This window comes from Pseudomonas sp. (genome assembly GCF_049590575.1).
Lineage (GTDB): Bacteria > Pseudomonadota > Gammaproteobacteria > Pseudomonadales > Pseudomonadaceae > Aquipseudomonas.
Genome location: NZ_JBAWDE010000292.1, coordinates 1 through 15,723 on the forward strand (window position 1 = coordinate 1; position 15,723 = coordinate 15,723).

The window sequence follows — 15,723 nt, forward strand, 5'->3', positions numbered from 1 at the left end:
GGCTCGATCACGGGCGCGGCAGCTTCAGGCGCAGGCGTAACCGGGGCAGGCACAGCCACGACTGGCGCGACAACCGCCGCGCCAGCCACTGGTTTGGCGGAATCAACTGTGGCCTGGCTGATCCCCACTGGCTTTAGCGGCTGTCTCGGCGCATCTGCCGAGTCTGCCGGCCTGAAGGCCAGCATGCGCAACAGGACCATTTCAAAGCCACCCCGCGGGTCCGGCGCCAAGGGCAAGTCCCGGCGACCGATCAGGCCCATCTGGTAGTAGAACTGCACGTCTTCGGCCGGCAGCGCCTGGGCCAGGGCCAACACGCGGTCGCGGTCGCCATGGCCGTTGTCGACACCTTCCGGCAAGGCCTGGGCGATGGCGACGCGGTGCAGCACATTGAGGATTTCCGAGAGTACGCCGTTCCAGTCCGGGCCTTGCTCCGACAGGTGGCGCACCGCCTCGAGCAGCGCCTTGGCGTCGCCTTCGATCAGCGCGTGCAGTACGTCGAATACCTGACCGTGGTCCAGCGTACCGAGCATGGCGCGCACATCGGCGGCCATGACCTTGCCTTCACCAAAGGCGATGGCCTGGTCGGTGAGGCTCATGGCGTCACGCATCGAGCCATCGGCGGCGCGGCCGAGCAGCCACAGTGCGTCGTCTTCGAACGGCACGTTCTCGACGCCCAGCACATGGCTCAAATGCTCGACCACCCGCTCAGGCGTCATGTTTTTCAGGGAGAACTGCAGGCACCGCGACAGAATCGTTGCAGGAAGTTTCTGCGGATCCGTGGTGGCCAGGATGAATTTGACGTAGGGCGGCGGCTCTTCCAGGGTTTTCAACAAGGCGTTGAAGGAATGGCTGGAGAGCATGTGCACTTCGTCGATCAGGTAGACCTTGAAGCGCCCACGGCTCGGCGCGTACTGCACATTGTCGAGCAGCTCGCGGGTGTCTTCGACCTTGGTGCGGCTCGCGGCGTCGATCTCGATCAGGTCGACGAAACGCCCTTCGTCGATTTCCCGGCACACCGAGCAGGTGCCGCAGGGCGTAGAAGTGATACCGGTTTCACAGTTCAGGCATTTGGCGATGATGCGCGCGATGGTGGTCTTGCCCACCCCCCGCGTACCGGTGAACAGATAGGCGTGGTGCAGCCGTTGGCTGTCCAAGGCATTGATCAGAGCCTTGAGCACATGGGTCTGGCCGACCATTTCGCGGAACGAGCGCGGACGCCATTTACGTGCAAGAACCTGATAACTCATCGAAAACCGTCGCAACTGGGAAGCGGAAGCCGGTAATGCTAGCGGAGCAAGGGGGAAATTGCATCCGGCACGCTCGCCTAATCTGACTAAGCTCTGCTGATCGGCCCCAAAAAGGCCTGAACCCGGAGCGTGTATTCGCGTAGTCCTGGGCGCTTTATGGATGCTCACCACGGCCAGCCCGACAGCGCCCCTCCAGGCTGATGGCGGCCACGCTGGCCAGCACGATCACCGCGCCCAGCATCACCTGCACGGCAATGTGCTCGCCCAGCAGCGTTGCGGCCATCAGCATGGCGACCGGCGGGATCAGGTACATCGCCACCGACGCGCGGCTGACCTCGACATGTTTCAACACATAGCCCCAGGCCAGGTACGCCAGGGCACTGGGAAAAACCCCCAGCACCAGCACCGCCAGGTTCTCCGGCAACGGTGCGCGCGCCACGGCGGCGGGCAGCCCCGGCAGGTTCACACAGAGCATCAGGGTGCCCGCCCACACCATGTAGCACGCCATGGTCAGCGGGCTGTAGCGGTGGGCATAGTGTTTCTGCAGGGCGAAATACACACTCCAGGACACCGCCGCCAGCAGGATCAGCAGACCCCGTGGGTCGATATCGCCCACGCCCTGATCGCCCCAGATCACCACCAGCACGCCCAGCAAACCGAGCAAGACGCAGCTCCAGCGCCACAGGCTGACCCGTTCTTTCAAGCAGAAAAACGCAATCAGCACACTGAACAGCGGCGCAGACTGCGCCAACACGCTGGAGGCCGCGGCCGTCACCCATTGCTGCCCATAATTGAGGCAGGTGTGGTGCAGGAACACCCCGAAAAATCCCAGCACCAGCAACCACGGCACGTCGCGCAAACGTGGCCGACCGATGCCCAGCACCAGCGCCACCGCGCCCATGAATACCGAAGCAATCAAGAACCGCAGTAACGCCAGCTGGCCTGGGCTGTAGCTGTGCAGCCCGATGTGCACGCCAATCGGCGAATAGGCCCAACAGAGGATGACGCTGGCAATGACTAGCGTAAGCTTTACGGGTGAAGGGGCATTCATCGATGGCGTCCGCAATCAGGCAAGGAATGCCGTCAGCATTGGCCCCGGCAAGGCGCAGGACAATTAACCGTTTCTGACATCTGAAATCACTGGAACTGAGCAATGGAACTGGCCCAACTGAAAATGGTGCGAGCCGTGGCGCAAACAGGCAGCGTGGCCCAGGCCGCCCTGCAATTGCACTGCGTGCCGTCCAACATCACCACGCGCATCAAGCAGTTGGAGGGCGAGCTGGGCACGCCGCTGTTTATTCGCGCCGGGCGTGGGCTGGCGATCAGTGCCGCCGGGGAGATCTTCCTCGACTACTGCGAGCGCATCCTGGCGCTGGTGGATGAATCCAAGCGCGCGGTGGACGCCGACGCCATTCCCCGCGGCACCCTGCGTATCGGCGCGGTGGAGTCGAGTGCCAGCGGCCGCCTGCCGCCGCTGCTGGCCGAATATCACCGGCGTTACCCGGACGTCAGCCTGGAACTGGTCACCGGCGCCTGGGGCCAGTTGCTGGACGACCTGCAACACCATCGCCTGGACGTCGCGTTGGTGGCCTCCGGCAACCCACGCGCGAAGCTTGAACACAGCGTGGTGTACAGCGAACGCCTGGTGCTGATCGCCAGTGCTTGCAGCGCGCCCATCCACAGCGCCGAGGACCTGGCCGGCCGCACCCTGCTGGTGTGGCCACCCGGCTGCCCGTATCGCGCCGCGCTGGAAAACTGGGTCAAGCCCCATGACTTCAAGCCGAGCATCGCCAGCTATGCCAGTTGGGGCACGATCATCGGTTGTGTCAGCGCGGGGATTGGCGTGGCGTTGGCGCCGGAAGGCATCCTGGCGCGCTATGAGCAGGCCAACCAGTTGGCGTCCTATCGGTTCGACGCGTTGCAGGCGGTGGACAACCTGCTGTTCTGGCACAAGGACACCCAGCGCCACTTGGCGCGGGATGCGTTTGCAGGGTTGTTGCGCGAGACTTTTGGCTAACCTGTCAAATCCATTTCAGGTATCCTCCCGCGAAATTAATTCAAAATGTAAGGGACTACCATGAATTACTTCCGCCTGTTACTGGCGGCGGCCGCCCTGAGCCTGCCTGCCACCCACGCTTTTGCTGCCGCCAAGCCCGAGCCCGCGCCTGTCGAAGCCAGTGCCCCCGCCGAAACCGCCGAACACTTCCTGGCCTCACTCAAGCAAAAAACCGGCACCGTCACCCTGCCCAGCGGCATCGCCACCCTTAAGCTGAACGACGAGTTCTACTACCTCGACCCTGCCGATACCGAACGCTTGCTGACCGATGGCTGGGGCAACCCGCCAGGTTTCAAGACCTTGGGCATGATTGTGCCAAAGGCGGTGAGCCCGCTGTCGGAGCGCGGCTGGGGCGTGATCGTCAGCTATAAGAATGACGGGCACATTTCCGACGAAGACGCCGCGAAGATTGACTACGCCGACCTGCTCAAGCAAATGCAGGAAGAAGACGAAGCCGATAACCAGGAACGCCAGAAACAAGGCTACGCCGGCCTGCATTTGCTGGGCTGGGCCGAGCCGCCGCACTACGACGACACCACCCACAAGATGTACTGGGCGCGTGAGCTGAAAGCCGACGACGCCGAGCAGAACACCCTCAACTACAGCATCCGCGTGCTTGGCCGTGAAGGCGTGCTGGAACTCAACGCCGTCGCCGCCATGGCCGACCTGCCCACCATCAAGCAGGAATTGCCCAAGGTCCTGGCCTTCACTAACTTCACCGACGGCAACCTGTACACCGACTTCAACCCGAAAACCGACAAGCTCGCCACTTACGGCTTGGCAGCCCTGGTGGCCGGCGGGATTGCGGCCAAGGCCGGGTTGTTCGCCAAGATCGGTATCTTCCTGCTGGCCGCGAAGAAATTCCTGGTGGTCGGCGTGGTGGCGCTGTTCGCGGTGATCCGCAAGCTGTTCAACCGCAACAAAGGCTGAGCCCAGTCATAAGCGCCCGACCATAAAAAACGCCGCAACGTGCCTGACACGTTGCGGCGTAATTATTTCTGCGCAGTCGGCGCTGCCTGCTCCGCACCCGGGCAGGGGTTGACGATCGCAAACTCATCGACGCTCGCCATCCCCGGCTTGAAGCCTGGCGTGGTGACATAGCGCACAACCCGATTACCGGTCATTTTCACAAACGAACCCTCGACACCGGTAAACACCTTCTGCTGATTGCCGAGCAAATAGTCGAAAATCTTCAGCTTCATCGGCATATTCATACGGCCGCCCGGCGTGATCGGGGCCAGCATGAAGGCATCTTCCTGGGTAAACACGTAGAAGATTTCCGGCTTGTCGCGCCCTTCCGTGACCTTGGCGCACATCACCTCATCCACGCGCAGGGTTCTGACCGGAATGTAGGTTTTGTTCTCATAGACGCTGAGAATAAAGCCCTTCTTGGTCAGCACGCCCAGACCCTGGGTGGCATGGCAGATCTCGGCGATCCCATAGGTGTAAGGGCACCAGTTGGTCTCGGTGATGCCAATGATATCGGCCGGCGCAACGCTCAGGTCGTGTTCGATTTTGGCCCGGGCTTCGGGGCTTTCATAAGGGATCATCACGCAGCCGGGCAAACACAGCACCAGCACGGATAACAGCGCGAGGGGGAAAAGACGCATAGGGGACCTCCATGTCTACGGGAGGCGCATGCTACCTGAGCCGGCCGCTGGAAACACGGCCGACTGGAATTCACTGATCAGTGCTGGGGCGCGGACAGACGGCTGTATTGGTCCTGGCTGATCCAACCGGTGAACGATTGGTCCTTGGCGTTGGTGAACTCGACCTGAGCCCAGCCATCCTTGAAGGCCAGCACCCCGACCACATCGTCCTTGACGATATACGGGCGCTTGGCCACATCGGCGCCCGGCGTGTTCAGCAGGTAAGCCTTGTCGGCGGACACGGTCACCAGGCCGATCCAGTTCTTGCTGGCGGTCTGGGTCAGGTCCAGGCCGGTGGCAATCTCCGGCATCAGCACGCTCATGCAGCCGGGATGCTGGCGGGCCTGCTCCACGGTCAGGGTCACGCCGTCGGACGAAGGCGCTACGCTGCCGGGGTAGGCATTGTCTAGCCAGGTGGTCAGCGCTTCGGGCTTGCCTTGCAGGTAGAACGCGCAACTGCGGGTAACGCCCTCGCCCAATTCTTCGGCGTAGTAGCCTTCGACCTGATGCTCCGGCGTCACGGCCAGCATCAGTTCTTCGTATTTGCCCGAATGCAACGTAGCAGCGCCAGCAACCACCGGCACCACCGCACACCACGACAACACGCCAACCGCTAGAAAACGATTCATCTTATTTTTTCCCTTCAAGTGCTTCGTAGGCCTTTTTAATACGGCGGTCATAGTCGCCGTAATCCTTGCCGTTATAGTTGCGCGCCATGGCGACATAGTCTTTCTCCTTCATCGCTTTGATCAACGAAGGGCTCTGACTGCAGAAACTGACGAACGCCTTGAGTTGATTGCCGGCATTGATCTTCAAGGCTGCGGTAAATTCAAACACCGACTTGTAACCGCAGGATGCGAAGTTGAAGCCCATCATCTGAAACATGCCCCAGGACGCCGACTTCAAAGCGGCTTCCTGGTCCAGGGCAAAGGCTGTGGCCATGGTTTCCCAGGCCTTGACCTGGTCCTTGTTGTTGACCTGCCACTGCGGCCCGGCCTTTTTCACATAAACGTATGACAGCAGAGGGTGCGCCTGGTCGTAGATGCTCTTGGTGTATTTACGAAACCAGTGCCCCTCGAAGGCGATCACCGGCAACTTGGCCGGCCCGAAACCGGAGCGCCCGCCGGACTCCACCGTGGCGAAGGCCTTGATGATGTTCACCGAGATCCCATTGCCCAACTGCGTGGCGGCGTTCTGGAAGTCGGTATCAGTCAGGGTCATGCCGCCGTCGCAGGTGGACTGCAACATCAATTGACGGTTACGCCGCTCGGCCTCGACCATCGCGCGCATGCGGTCCAGGTAGACGTTGACCGTGGCTTGCACCGCGTCGCCCTGGTTGTTGCCGAACGCATTCAGGAAGCTTGGAATACGCATGCTCGGGAACGCCTTCACCGGCACTTTCACCGCTTCTTCAATCAGGCTGTTGAAGGTGCGGCCGGTGGGATCGATCACGCCATCCGGGTGCGCGTACTTCAGGTGCCGGAACTGGTACTGACTGATGCACTGCACCAACTGACCATCGCACTTGCCGTTTTCCGGCAGCGGGAAACCCATCTTGGGAATGATCAGATTGAATAAATACTGGATGCACTGAACATCGGCGGGCAGGTTGCGCGCTTTGCCGGGCGCGCCCACCGAAGCGCTGATAAGACGGGGCAACCCTTGCAGGCTTTTCATCACGGACATCCTTGTTAGTTAAAGAAGTGATAGCACTTCAATATCAACGCAACACACTTGTCATAACTTGAAACATGTGGCCGGCGCAAACTAACAAGTTGGTTTTGGGTTGTCCAGCAGCCGTCTTGAGGGTTGTGAGGCAGGCCTCACAGGCCGTTAATTTTTGCGCTCAAGCGCCTCATAGGCTTTTTGAATGCGGCGGTCGTAGTCGCCGAAGTCCTTCCCGTTGTACTGGGTGGCCATGCCTGCATAGTCCTTGTTCTTCATGGCTCTGACCAACGCCGGTTTCTTGCGGCAAAAACCGACGAACGCCATGAGTTGCTGGCCAGCATTGACCTTCATTGCGGCGGCAAACTCGGTCACGGTGGCGTAACCGCAGGCAGCGAAGTTGAAGCCCATGATCTGGAACATCCCCCAGGACGTCGCCATCAACGCGGCTGCCGGGTCCAGTTTGTAGGCAGCGGCGAGGGTCTCCCAGGCCTTGGCCTGGTCCTTGTTATTCGCGCGCCATTGCGGGCCGGCCTTTTCCTTATAGGGGTAAGACAGCAAGGGGTAGGCCCTGTCGTACTTTTGCTGGGTGTACTTGCGGAAGATATGCCCTTCATACGCGATCATCGGCAACTTGGCCGGGCCAAAGCCGGAACGCCCACCGGACTCCACGGTAGCGAATGCCTTGATGATATTCAGCGAAATCCCGTTACCCAATTGAGTGGCGGCCTTCTGGAAATCCGCCTCGGTCAGGGTCACGCCGCCGTCGCTGGTGGGCTGAGCGATCGATTGCGGTTTGCTTGGCTCAGCCGGGACCGGCGCCGGCGTGCGCTGTGGGAGCTGGGGGCCAGGCACTGCCTTGCGCGCGTCTTCAACCAGGCTGTTGAACGTCCGGCCTGCCGGGTCAATTACCCCATCAGGGTTGGCGACCTTGAGACGATTCAATTGATAATCGTTGATGCGCCGAAGCAGCAGCGGGCCGCATTTTCCGTCCTCCACTAACACGGGAACGGATGCTGGCGTGATCAGATTAAACAGACGTTGAATGTATTGAACATCGGCAGGCACATTGTGGGCCTTGCCGGGAGTGCCGACGGAAGCACTGATAAGACCGGGCATACCTTCAAAGCTAGCCATGGCAATCATCCCTGTTGAGGACTTGAGTGCCATCACTTCTTAACTACTCCAGCACGACGGTCATTTTGTAAAAATGCACATGCATCAAGCTAGCAGGCAGCCTGGAATTGTCCAGCCGAGGTTTTTCAGGATTTTGGGGCAAAGCAGTAAATTGCCGACTGCGCATTCACTTTCGATCCCGATAAAGAAAGTATTCCGTGATGCGTTGGGCTACTGTTACGGGCGCAAAATACACTGACGCAGTTTTTCAAGGATTGAAATGAAAGCCACATTGCTTATGTTATCTGCCATCTTCCTGCTCTATGGCTGCACCACGCCGCTCACCTCCGACATGTCCAGTCCGTCAATTGCCGAGACCAAAACGGTGGTGTTCGGCGGCAAGACGTTTGTCCTGAAATTCCAAAAGCCGGGCTTGTGGGAGTATTTCCCAGCAGAGGAAAGCATGGATGCCTGGAATGAAATGGTCGACTTTACCGTCGTGCCTCGCGAGATGAACCGCTTCAAGCCCCTCGACCTCGGCAAACGCGCCATCCAGTTGCATCAGCAGGAAAACCCGAACATGCCGGCTGTCCTGCTGACCGACAATAGAACCGGGATCGATTACGCGATGATGTTTTATCCCACTTCACTGCGTAAAGACGGGGAATTCTCGGAGATCAGCTATTTCAAGTATTACAAGGATGGCACCACCGGCCAGACCATCATTTTTCACTTCGCCCGGAACATTCCAAAATCGAGCAACCCCTCTGCCAGCGCAGCAGAGATGGGCCAGGAGATACCACCGCTGATGGAAGCATTCCCGCTCTACCGGCCGTAATGCCGCTCAGCGGACTTGATTGGTATGGCCTGGCATCAAACGCCCACCGCTGGAAATGCAGGCATGACGACTGAATCGGCTACGTCACGCGACGACGTCCCAATCGAATCAAAACAACGGGCGAATCACATCCGGCACCACGCTTCGGCAGCAGTAGACCGAGTGGCAGGAAAGCAAAAGGTAGGACGGGAGGGTCAACTCGGCTGTCTCACGCCTTGCACCACCGCGTGGTAAAGGGTGAAAAACCGTAAAGCATCAATCAGGAAGAGCGTTATGGAGGCAACCCCACCAGCCACACCCCGGCACACAATGTTCCCGCTGTGGCTGCTGCCTTCCGGCTCTGACCAGGTTCACGGGTAATCGTTGCGGGGGGACCGATGGGGTCACCATAACGACGCCTGCCTCTCGGCAAGCGGGGCCATTGTACCGATCTCATCGGAAGTTACAACCATTCACGCCGGATTAAAAATATGAAGCGGCTCAAGCACTTGTACCGCTACAAAATCACCGCCTCATCGGCCCGGCCGCCCTCCTCCTGGATCATCAGGTGAATAAAGTGCAGTTTGGCGATCACCGCCGGGGGTAGCACAAATGGATAGAAGTCCGGTTGGCCCATGCTGCGCGACAGTTCGTTGAGCATGCCGGCCAGTTCGATCCAGGCGTTGACGAACGACAGGAATGCCGGGCCGCCTGGGTGCTCGGGGTCGTAGAGGGTGGTCAGCGGGAACGGCGGGTAATCCAGGTCGATCCCGCGGGCGCTCATGCCGAAACCCAGTGCGGTGTCGACAGCGTCCATCATGTGCAGGTAGTGGGCCCAGGTTTCGGCCCAGTCTTCCCATGGATGCATGGTGGCGTAGGCGCTGACGCAGGTCTGCTGCCAGTCAGGGCGTGGGCCATTTTGGTAATGGTGGTCAAGCGCCTCGGCATAACTGGCGCGTTCGTCGCCGAACAGGCGGCGAAAAGGTTCAAGCCAGTGGCTGTTGGCGATCAGCCGGTCCCAGTAGTAATGACCGACTTCATGGCGGAAATGGCCGAGCAAGGTGCGGTAGGGTTCACGCATCTGCACGCGGACCTTCTCGCGGTGCGCGTCATCGGCCTCTTTGATATCCAGGGTGATCAGGCCGTTGGCGTGGCCGGTGGTGGGCGCATTGCCCTCCAGGTCGATGCCGACGAAGTCAAAGGCCAGGCCCGTGCCCTCGTCCACACTCTTGGGCACCACTTGCAGGCCCAGACTGATAAGCTGCGCGACCAGCCGGCGCTTGGCGGTCTCGACCTTGCGCCAGCGCTCGTGGTTCTCCGGGATCGACAGGTCGGGAATCGTGCGATTCAGGCTGCAGGCCACGCACAGTGCCGCGGTGCTGTGGGCCGGAATCAGCCAGTTGCACGCGGCCGGGGTGTCGAGGTTGGCGCAGCGGCGGAAGGCGCCGGCGTCGAGGTTGTCGTCCTGCAGCCAGGTATCAACCACAGGCCCGGGCTGCAGGGACGATAAGCGGCTCTGTTGCGGCTGATAGCCCAGCAGCGCCTGGCAGGCCAGGCACTGGCTGTTGCGAAAGAACAGCGATTGCCCGCAACGGCATTGCCACACCTTGCTGTCGCGAGATGAGCCTGCCATGAACGGTGCGGCGATGCGCGAACTGAGTTGCTCGAAGTAGCGGAACATGGCGATCTCTCCTGGGTGACCAAGACTAGATCATTTGGGATTTAAGTTCGTTCCACTTTCTTGAGGCAGCGCGTCAGACCGTAATGTTGTGCTTGGCCAGGAAGGCGACGAACGCCTCTTCATCCAGCACTTTAAGGCCCAACTCGTTGGCCTTGGCCAGCTTGGAACCGGCACCCGGCCCGGCCACCACGCAATGGGTTTTCGCCGACACTGAACCCGCCACCTTGGCGCCCAGGCTTTCGAGTTTGTCCTTGGCCACGTCGCGGCTCATCAGCTCCAGGGAACCGGTGAGCACCCAGGTATGCCCCGCTTCGGGCAAGCCTTCGACGACCTTTTTTTCGCTCTGCCAATGCATGCCGAAGTCCTTGAGCTGCTGCTCGATGACCAGGGCACGGTTGGCGTTGCATTCATTATCGAAGAACTCACGCACCGCCTTGGCCTGCTTCTCGGGCAATGCCTGGCGCATGTCGAGCCAGTCGGCCTTGATCACGCCTTCGAGGCTGCCGAACTTGTCCGCGAGTTTCTGCGCGGCGCCCGGCCCGACGCTCGGCACGTGCAGCTTGTCGAGCAAGCCACCCAAGGTGGTGCTGGCGGCAAACTCGGCGCTCAGTTCGCCTTGATCCTGTAATTGCAGGCCACACTCGTGCGGCGACAGCAGCGCGCCGATCACCTCCTGGTTATGGCTGTCTTCAAAGAAGCTGTGGATCTCGTGGGCCACTTCCAGGCCCACGTCCGGCAGGTACGTCAGCACTTCCGGCAGGGCCTTCTGCACCCGTTCCAGGGATGCCAGCGAGCGCGCCAGCACCTTGGCGGTCTCCTCGCCCACGTCGGGAATGCCCAGGGCATAGATAAACCGCGCCAGGCTCGGCGACTTGCTGTTTTCGATGGCGATAATCAGCTTCTTGCTGGAGATATCGGCAAAGCCTTCCAGGTCGATGACCTGCTCGTACTTGAGCTTGTACAGGTCAGCCGGCGAACCGATGAGTTTTTCATCCACCAGTTGCTCGATGGTCTTGTCGCCCAGGCCGTCGATGTCCATGGCACGGCGCGAAACGAAGTGGATAATCGCCTGCTTCAGCTGCGCGCCACACGCCAGGCGCCCGACGCAGCGGTACACCGCGCCTTCGCTGACGGTTTCCTTGCCCTTGCTGCGCTTGACCAGTTGCGTGCGCTCCACATGCGAGCCACACACCGGGCAGCGCTCGGGGATCTGCACGGCGCGGGCGTTTTCCGGGCGGCGCTCGGGCACCACCGAGACCACCTGCGGGATCACATCACCGGCGCGGCGAATGATCACTGTATCGCCGATCATCAGCCCCAGGCGCGCGACTTCGTCCATGTTGTGCAGGGTCGCGTTGGACACCGTGACACCCGCGACCTTGACCGGTTTCAAGCGGGCAACCGGGGTCACGGCGCCGGTACGGCCGACCTGGAATTCCACGTCGAGCAGTTCGGTCAGCTCTTCCATGGCCGGGAATTTATGCGCGATGGCCCAGCGCGGTTCACGGGCGCGGAAGCCCAGTTCACGCTGGGACGCAATGCTGTTGACCTTGAACACCACGCCATCGATTTCGTAGCCGAGGCTGTTACGCCGCTCGCCGATGTCGCGGTAGTAGTCCAGGCATTCCTGAATACCCTGGGCCAGCTTCAGCTCGTGGCTGATGGGCATGCCCCACTTCTGCAACTGCTTGAGGTTGCCGATATGGGTGTCGCTGATATCCGCCGTCACTTGGCCGATGCCGTAGCAGCAGAATTCCAGCGGGCGGCTGGCGGTGATTTTCGAATCCAGCTGGCGCAGGCTGCCGGCCGCGGCATTGCGCGGGTTGGCGAAGGTCTTGCCGCCGACTTCCAGCTGCGCGGCGTTGAGCCGCTCGAAACCGGCCTTGGACATGAAGACTTCGCCGCGCACTTCCAGGGTCGCCGGCCAACCAGTACCGTGCAGTTTCAGCGGAATATTGCGCACCGTGCGCACGTTGACGCTGATGTCTTCGCCGGTGGTGCCGTCACCACGGGTGGCACCGCGCACCAGCTCGCCGTCCTGGTACAGGAGGCTGACCGCCAGGCCGTCCAGCTTGGGTTCGCAGCTGTATTCCACCGCCGCGCCGCCACTGAACAGATCGCCCACCGGCAGGTCGAGACCTTCGGTGACGCGGCGATCAAACTCGAGCATGGTGGTTTCATCAAACGCGTTACCCAGGCTGAGCATCGGAATCTCATGACGCACTTGGGTAAAGGCCGACAGCGCCGCACTGCCGACCCGCTGCGTCGGTGAATCGCGCGTTACCAGGTCCGGGTGCTCGGCTTCCAGGGCCTTGAGCTCGTGGAACAGCCGGTCGTACTCGGCGTCCGGAATGCTTGGCTCGTCGAGGACGTGGTAACGGTAGTTGTGCTGATCCAGTTCAGCGCGCAGTTCGAGGATGCGGGTGTGGGCGGCGGTCATGGGTGTTCTCTCAGAAAGCAAAAGAGCAGCCGAAGCTGCTCAATATGTTAGTGCGCTTATTCTACTGACAACGCTGAAGACCAATCCTCAGCGTTTCTGTGTCAGGGCGCGACGCTCGAACTCGACGATGCGCTGACGGTAGTGCTCGATGGTCTGGGCGGTCAGCACGCTGCGCTGGTCGTCCTTGAGCTCGCCGTTGAGTTCCTGGGACAGCTTGCGGGCTGCGGCCACCATCACGTCGAAGGCTTGCTTGGGGTGACGCGGGCCTGGCAGGCCAAGGAAAAAGCTGACTGCCGGGGTGCTGAACAGGTCGATGTCGTCCAGGTCGAAGGTGCCCGGCTTGACCGCGTTGGCCATGGAGAACAGCACTTCGCCGTTACCGGCCATGCTTTCGTGACGGTGGAAAATATCCATCTCGCCAAAACGCAGGCCGCTTTCGAGGATGTTCTGCAACAGCGCCGGGCCTTTGAAGCCGGCGGCGTCGCGGCAGATCACGCTGATCACCAGGACTTCTTCGGCAGCCGGCTGATCGTTTACGGATTGGCGCGGCGCAGCAGTCTTGGCGACGTTTTCATCCGGGAAATCGTCATCGCGGCTGCTGAAGCTCGGGCCTTCATCGACGTCGAGGTTCAGGTCGCCCTGATGCGGTTCGGCAACGCTGGCGGCAGCGCGCTTGCCACGCTTGGAAGACGGCTCGCGGGCTTCACGCAACGGCGCGCTCATCGACGGCAGGTCGTGCTCGTCCAGTTGCGGCTCTTTATGGGTGTCGAGCACGCGGGGCGGCCCCAGCAGCTCGGCGCTGCCGTCGTCGTCGGGCAAGTTGGACAGGTTGCGGTCCAGACGGAATTTGAGCTTGCCCTTGCCACCGCGCATGCGGCGCCAGCCATCAAAAAGAATACCGGCAATGACAATGATGCCGATGACGATCAGCCACTCGCGCAGACCGATTTCCATGTAATCCCGTGCCTCTAATAAAAAATGCTGAAAAATAAGGGGTTTAGCACCGTGCAAACCGCTTTAAAACGTGGCGCCAACTCTATGTTCTGACTGACGTTTTGCCCACGCATACGAAAATTTGACATTAAACTAGCACGACCAAAGATAACTTTACACCGTCTGTCAAAATGCCTTGAACAAATATGTCCATTTGGCACTTTCGCCAGGCCGGTAAACCGCCTTACATCGTGCTGAAAAAATTCTCTGGCAGCGAGGCTCAGGATTCCACCATCGCCATCGCTTCTTCGACATCCACCGCCACCAATCGCGAACAGCCGGGTTCGTGCATCGTGACACCCATCAACTGATCAGCCATTTCCATGGCGATCTTGTTGTGGGTGATATAGATGAACTGCACGGTCTGAGACATCTCTTTAACCAGTCGCGCATAGCGTCCAACGTTAGCGTCATCCAGCGGGGCGTCAACTTCGTCGAGCATGCAAAACGGCGCCGGGTTCAACTTGAAGATGGCAAATACCAGGGCCAATGCCGTCAGGGCTTTCTCGCCACCGGACAACAAATGGATGGTGCTGTTCTTCTTGCCCGGCGGCCGCGCCATGATCGTCACCCCTGTATCGAGTAGATCTTCGCCCGTCAGTTCCAAGTAAGCGCTGCCGCCACCGAAAACTTTCGGGAATAACGCCTGTAAACCGCCATTAATCTGATCAAAGGTATCTTTGAAGCGATTACGGGTTTCCTTGTCGATCTTGCGGATCACGTTTTCCAGGGTTTCCAGGGCTTCCACCAGGTCGGCGTTCTGGGCATCCAGGTAACGTTTACGCTCGGATTGCTGCTGGTATTCGTCAATGGCCGCGAGGTTGATCGCGCCGAGCCGCTGAATACGCGCGGCAATTCGCTCAAGCTCTTCTTCGGCGTCTTTTTCGTTGGCCTCGGCGGTCAACGTATTGAGCACGCCGTGCAGGTCGTAGCCGTCTTCGAGCAACTGGTCCTGCAAGGTTTTGCGGCGCACGGTCAGGGCTTGCCATTCCATGCGCTGTTGTTCGAGCTGGCCACGGATCAGCTGGGATTGCTGCTCGGCCTGGGTCCGGCGTTTTTCCGCGTCACGCAGCTCGCGGTCGGCGTCTTCCAGGGCGACCTGCGCGGTCTTGAGTTCTTCGTCGACGGTCATGCGTTTGTCGAGCAATTCCTCAAGCTTGAGCCGCAGCTCCTCCAAGGGGGCCTCGCCCTCCTCCAGGTTAAGGCTCAGTTGCTCGCGCTTTTCGGTCAGGCGTTCGGACTGCATCTCCAGGCGTTCAAGGGCCTGGGCGGTGGAAGTGTGCTGGGCCCGGAGCGAACCCAGGCGCACCGCCAATTGGTGCGCGTGGTCTTTGTGCTGGCGCGCTTCCTGGCGTACGCGGTCGAGGCGTTCGCGCAGGCTGTCGCGCTGGGCCAGCAGCAGTTCGCGCTGCTCGGTATCCAGCGCCATGCTGTCGAGGGCTTCCTGCAACTGCAGGCGCGCTTCGCCGATCTGTTCGTGTTCGAGGGCACGCTGCTCGCCCATCTCGGCCACTTCGTCGTCGAGACGGGTGCGGCGCAGGGTCAACTGCTCGGCCTTGGCCTTGCTCGCCGAGAGCTGCGCCTTGAGTTCGCCTTGCTGGCGCGCCTCGTCCTGCAACAGCCGGCGCAGGTGTTCGCGGCCGGTCTCTTGCTGGCGCTGAGTGGCGCGCAGGGTTTGCAGTTCGGTTTCCAGGCTTTCCAGGGTGGCTTCGCGTTCTTCACGCTCGGCGCTCAGGCTGACGATTTCCTGGCCACGGGCCAACACGCCGCTTTCCGCTTCACTGGCGCGGCGCACGCGTAAAAAGTGCCGGCCGACCCAGTAGCCATCGCGGCTGATCAGGCTCTCGCCGGCGCCAAGCTGGCCGCGCTGGGCCAGGGCCTGCTCAAGGGATTCGACTGGCCTGACCTGGCCCAGCCACGGCGACAGGTCAAGCGCCGCCTCGACCTTGTCCAGCAAACTGCCCGGCACCCGCGTGCCGTCGGCCGCCGGGCTGAGCAGACGCAGATCGCCCTGGGCAAAACCGGCCAGGTCGAAGCCGCCAAAGTCGTCCACCAGCAC

At 60.8% G+C, this 15,723-nt stretch carries 13 protein-coding genes and 1 other RNA gene; 3 read left to right on the forward strand and 11 right to left on the reverse strand.

Annotated elements, in window-relative coordinates; translation table 11 throughout:
- Together dnaX and WBR57_RS20600 are read right to left on the reverse strand one after the other, a co-directional pair.
- Positions 1–1,247, reverse strand: a 1,247-nt coding sequence (gene dnaX / locus WBR57_RS20595) for a DNA polymerase III subunit gamma/tau (protein WP_424086092.1), incomplete at its 3' end; no start/stop codon positions are given.
- A gap of 154 nt (positions 1,248–1,401) precedes the next feature.
- Complete coding sequence (locus WBR57_RS20600) at positions 1,402–2,298, reverse strand: DMT family transporter (protein WP_424086094.1); 897 nt, start codon at positions 2,296–2,298, stop codon at positions 1,402–1,404.
- Positions 2,299–2,400: 102 nt separating this feature from the next.
- On the opposite strand from WBR57_RS20600, the gene WBR57_RS20605 reads away from it, so the two are divergent.
- Positions 2,401–3,264 carry a LysR family transcriptional regulator gene (locus WBR57_RS20605; RefSeq protein WP_424086096.1) on the forward strand — a complete coding sequence of 288 codons (864 nt, stop codon included), beginning with the start codon at positions 2,401–2,403 and terminating at the stop codon, positions 3,262–3,264.
- Between the two features lie 60 nt (positions 3,265–3,324).
- Complete coding sequence (locus WBR57_RS20610) at positions 3,325–4,233, forward strand: DUF2167 domain-containing protein (protein WP_424086098.1); 909 nt, start codon at positions 3,325–3,327, stop codon at positions 4,231–4,233.
- Positions 4,234–4,295: 62 nt separating this feature from the next.
- Here the strand turns inward: WBR57_RS20610 and WBR57_RS20615 are convergent, their stop codons facing one another.
- From WBR57_RS20615 to WBR57_RS20630, 4 genes are all read right to left on the reverse strand, one after another.
- On the reverse strand, positions 4,296–4,913 hold the full coding sequence (locus WBR57_RS20615; protein WP_424086100.1) for a hypothetical protein: 618 nt from the start codon (positions 4,911–4,913) through the stop codon (positions 4,296–4,298).
- Positions 4,914–4,990: 77 nt separating this feature from the next.
- Positions 4,991–5,581, reverse strand: coding sequence for a hypothetical protein (locus tag WBR57_RS20620; protein ID WP_424086102.1), 591 nt, complete (start codon positions 5,579–5,581; stop codon positions 4,991–4,993).
- Position 5,582: 1 nt separating this feature from the next.
- A complete protein-coding gene (locus WBR57_RS20625) occupies positions 5,583–6,629 on the reverse strand; it encodes an N-acetylmuramidase family protein (protein ID WP_424086104.1) in 1,047 nt (348 codons plus the stop codon).
- 156 nt (positions 6,630–6,785) lie between these two features.
- A complete protein-coding gene (locus WBR57_RS20630) occupies positions 6,786–7,754 on the reverse strand; it encodes an N-acetylmuramidase family protein (RefSeq protein WP_424086106.1) in 969 nt (322 codons plus the stop codon).
- A 259-nt stretch (positions 7,755–8,013) separates the two neighbouring features.
- Between WBR57_RS20630 and WBR57_RS20635 the strand changes: the two genes are divergently transcribed.
- Positions 8,014–8,571, forward strand: a complete 558-nt coding sequence (locus WBR57_RS20635; RefSeq protein WP_424086108.1) for a hypothetical protein — start codon at positions 8,014–8,016, stop codon at positions 8,569–8,571.
- 283 nt (positions 8,572–8,854) lie between these two features.
- Here WBR57_RS20635 and ffs read toward each other — a convergent pair.
- The 5 genes from ffs to smc form a co-directional block, all read right to left on the reverse strand.
- An RNA gene (gene ffs / locus WBR57_RS20640) (signal recognition particle sRNA small type) lies at positions 8,855–8,951 on the reverse strand.
- Between the two features lie 116 nt (positions 8,952–9,067).
- Positions 9,068–10,231 carry a zinc-binding metallopeptidase family protein gene (locus WBR57_RS20645; RefSeq protein ID WP_424086110.1) on the reverse strand — a complete coding sequence of 388 codons (1,164 nt, stop codon included), beginning with the start codon at positions 10,229–10,231 and terminating at the stop codon, positions 9,068–9,070.
- A 73-nt stretch (positions 10,232–10,304) separates the two neighbouring features.
- Positions 10,305–12,671 carry an NAD-dependent DNA ligase LigA gene (gene ligA / locus WBR57_RS20650; protein WP_424086112.1) on the reverse strand — a complete coding sequence of 789 codons (2,367 nt, stop codon included), beginning with the start codon at positions 12,669–12,671 and terminating at the stop codon, positions 10,305–10,307.
- A gap of 87 nt (positions 12,672–12,758) precedes the next feature.
- Positions 12,759–13,625 (reverse strand): cell division protein ZipA, encoded by an 867-nt coding sequence (gene zipA / locus WBR57_RS20655; protein WP_424086114.1) that lies wholly within the window; start codon positions 13,623–13,625, stop codon positions 12,759–12,761.
- A 259-nt stretch (positions 13,626–13,884) separates the two neighbouring features.
- A partial coding sequence (gene smc, locus WBR57_RS20660; RefSeq protein WP_424086115.1) for a chromosome segregation protein SMC occupies positions 13,885–15,723 on the reverse strand: 1,839 nt, incomplete at its 5' end.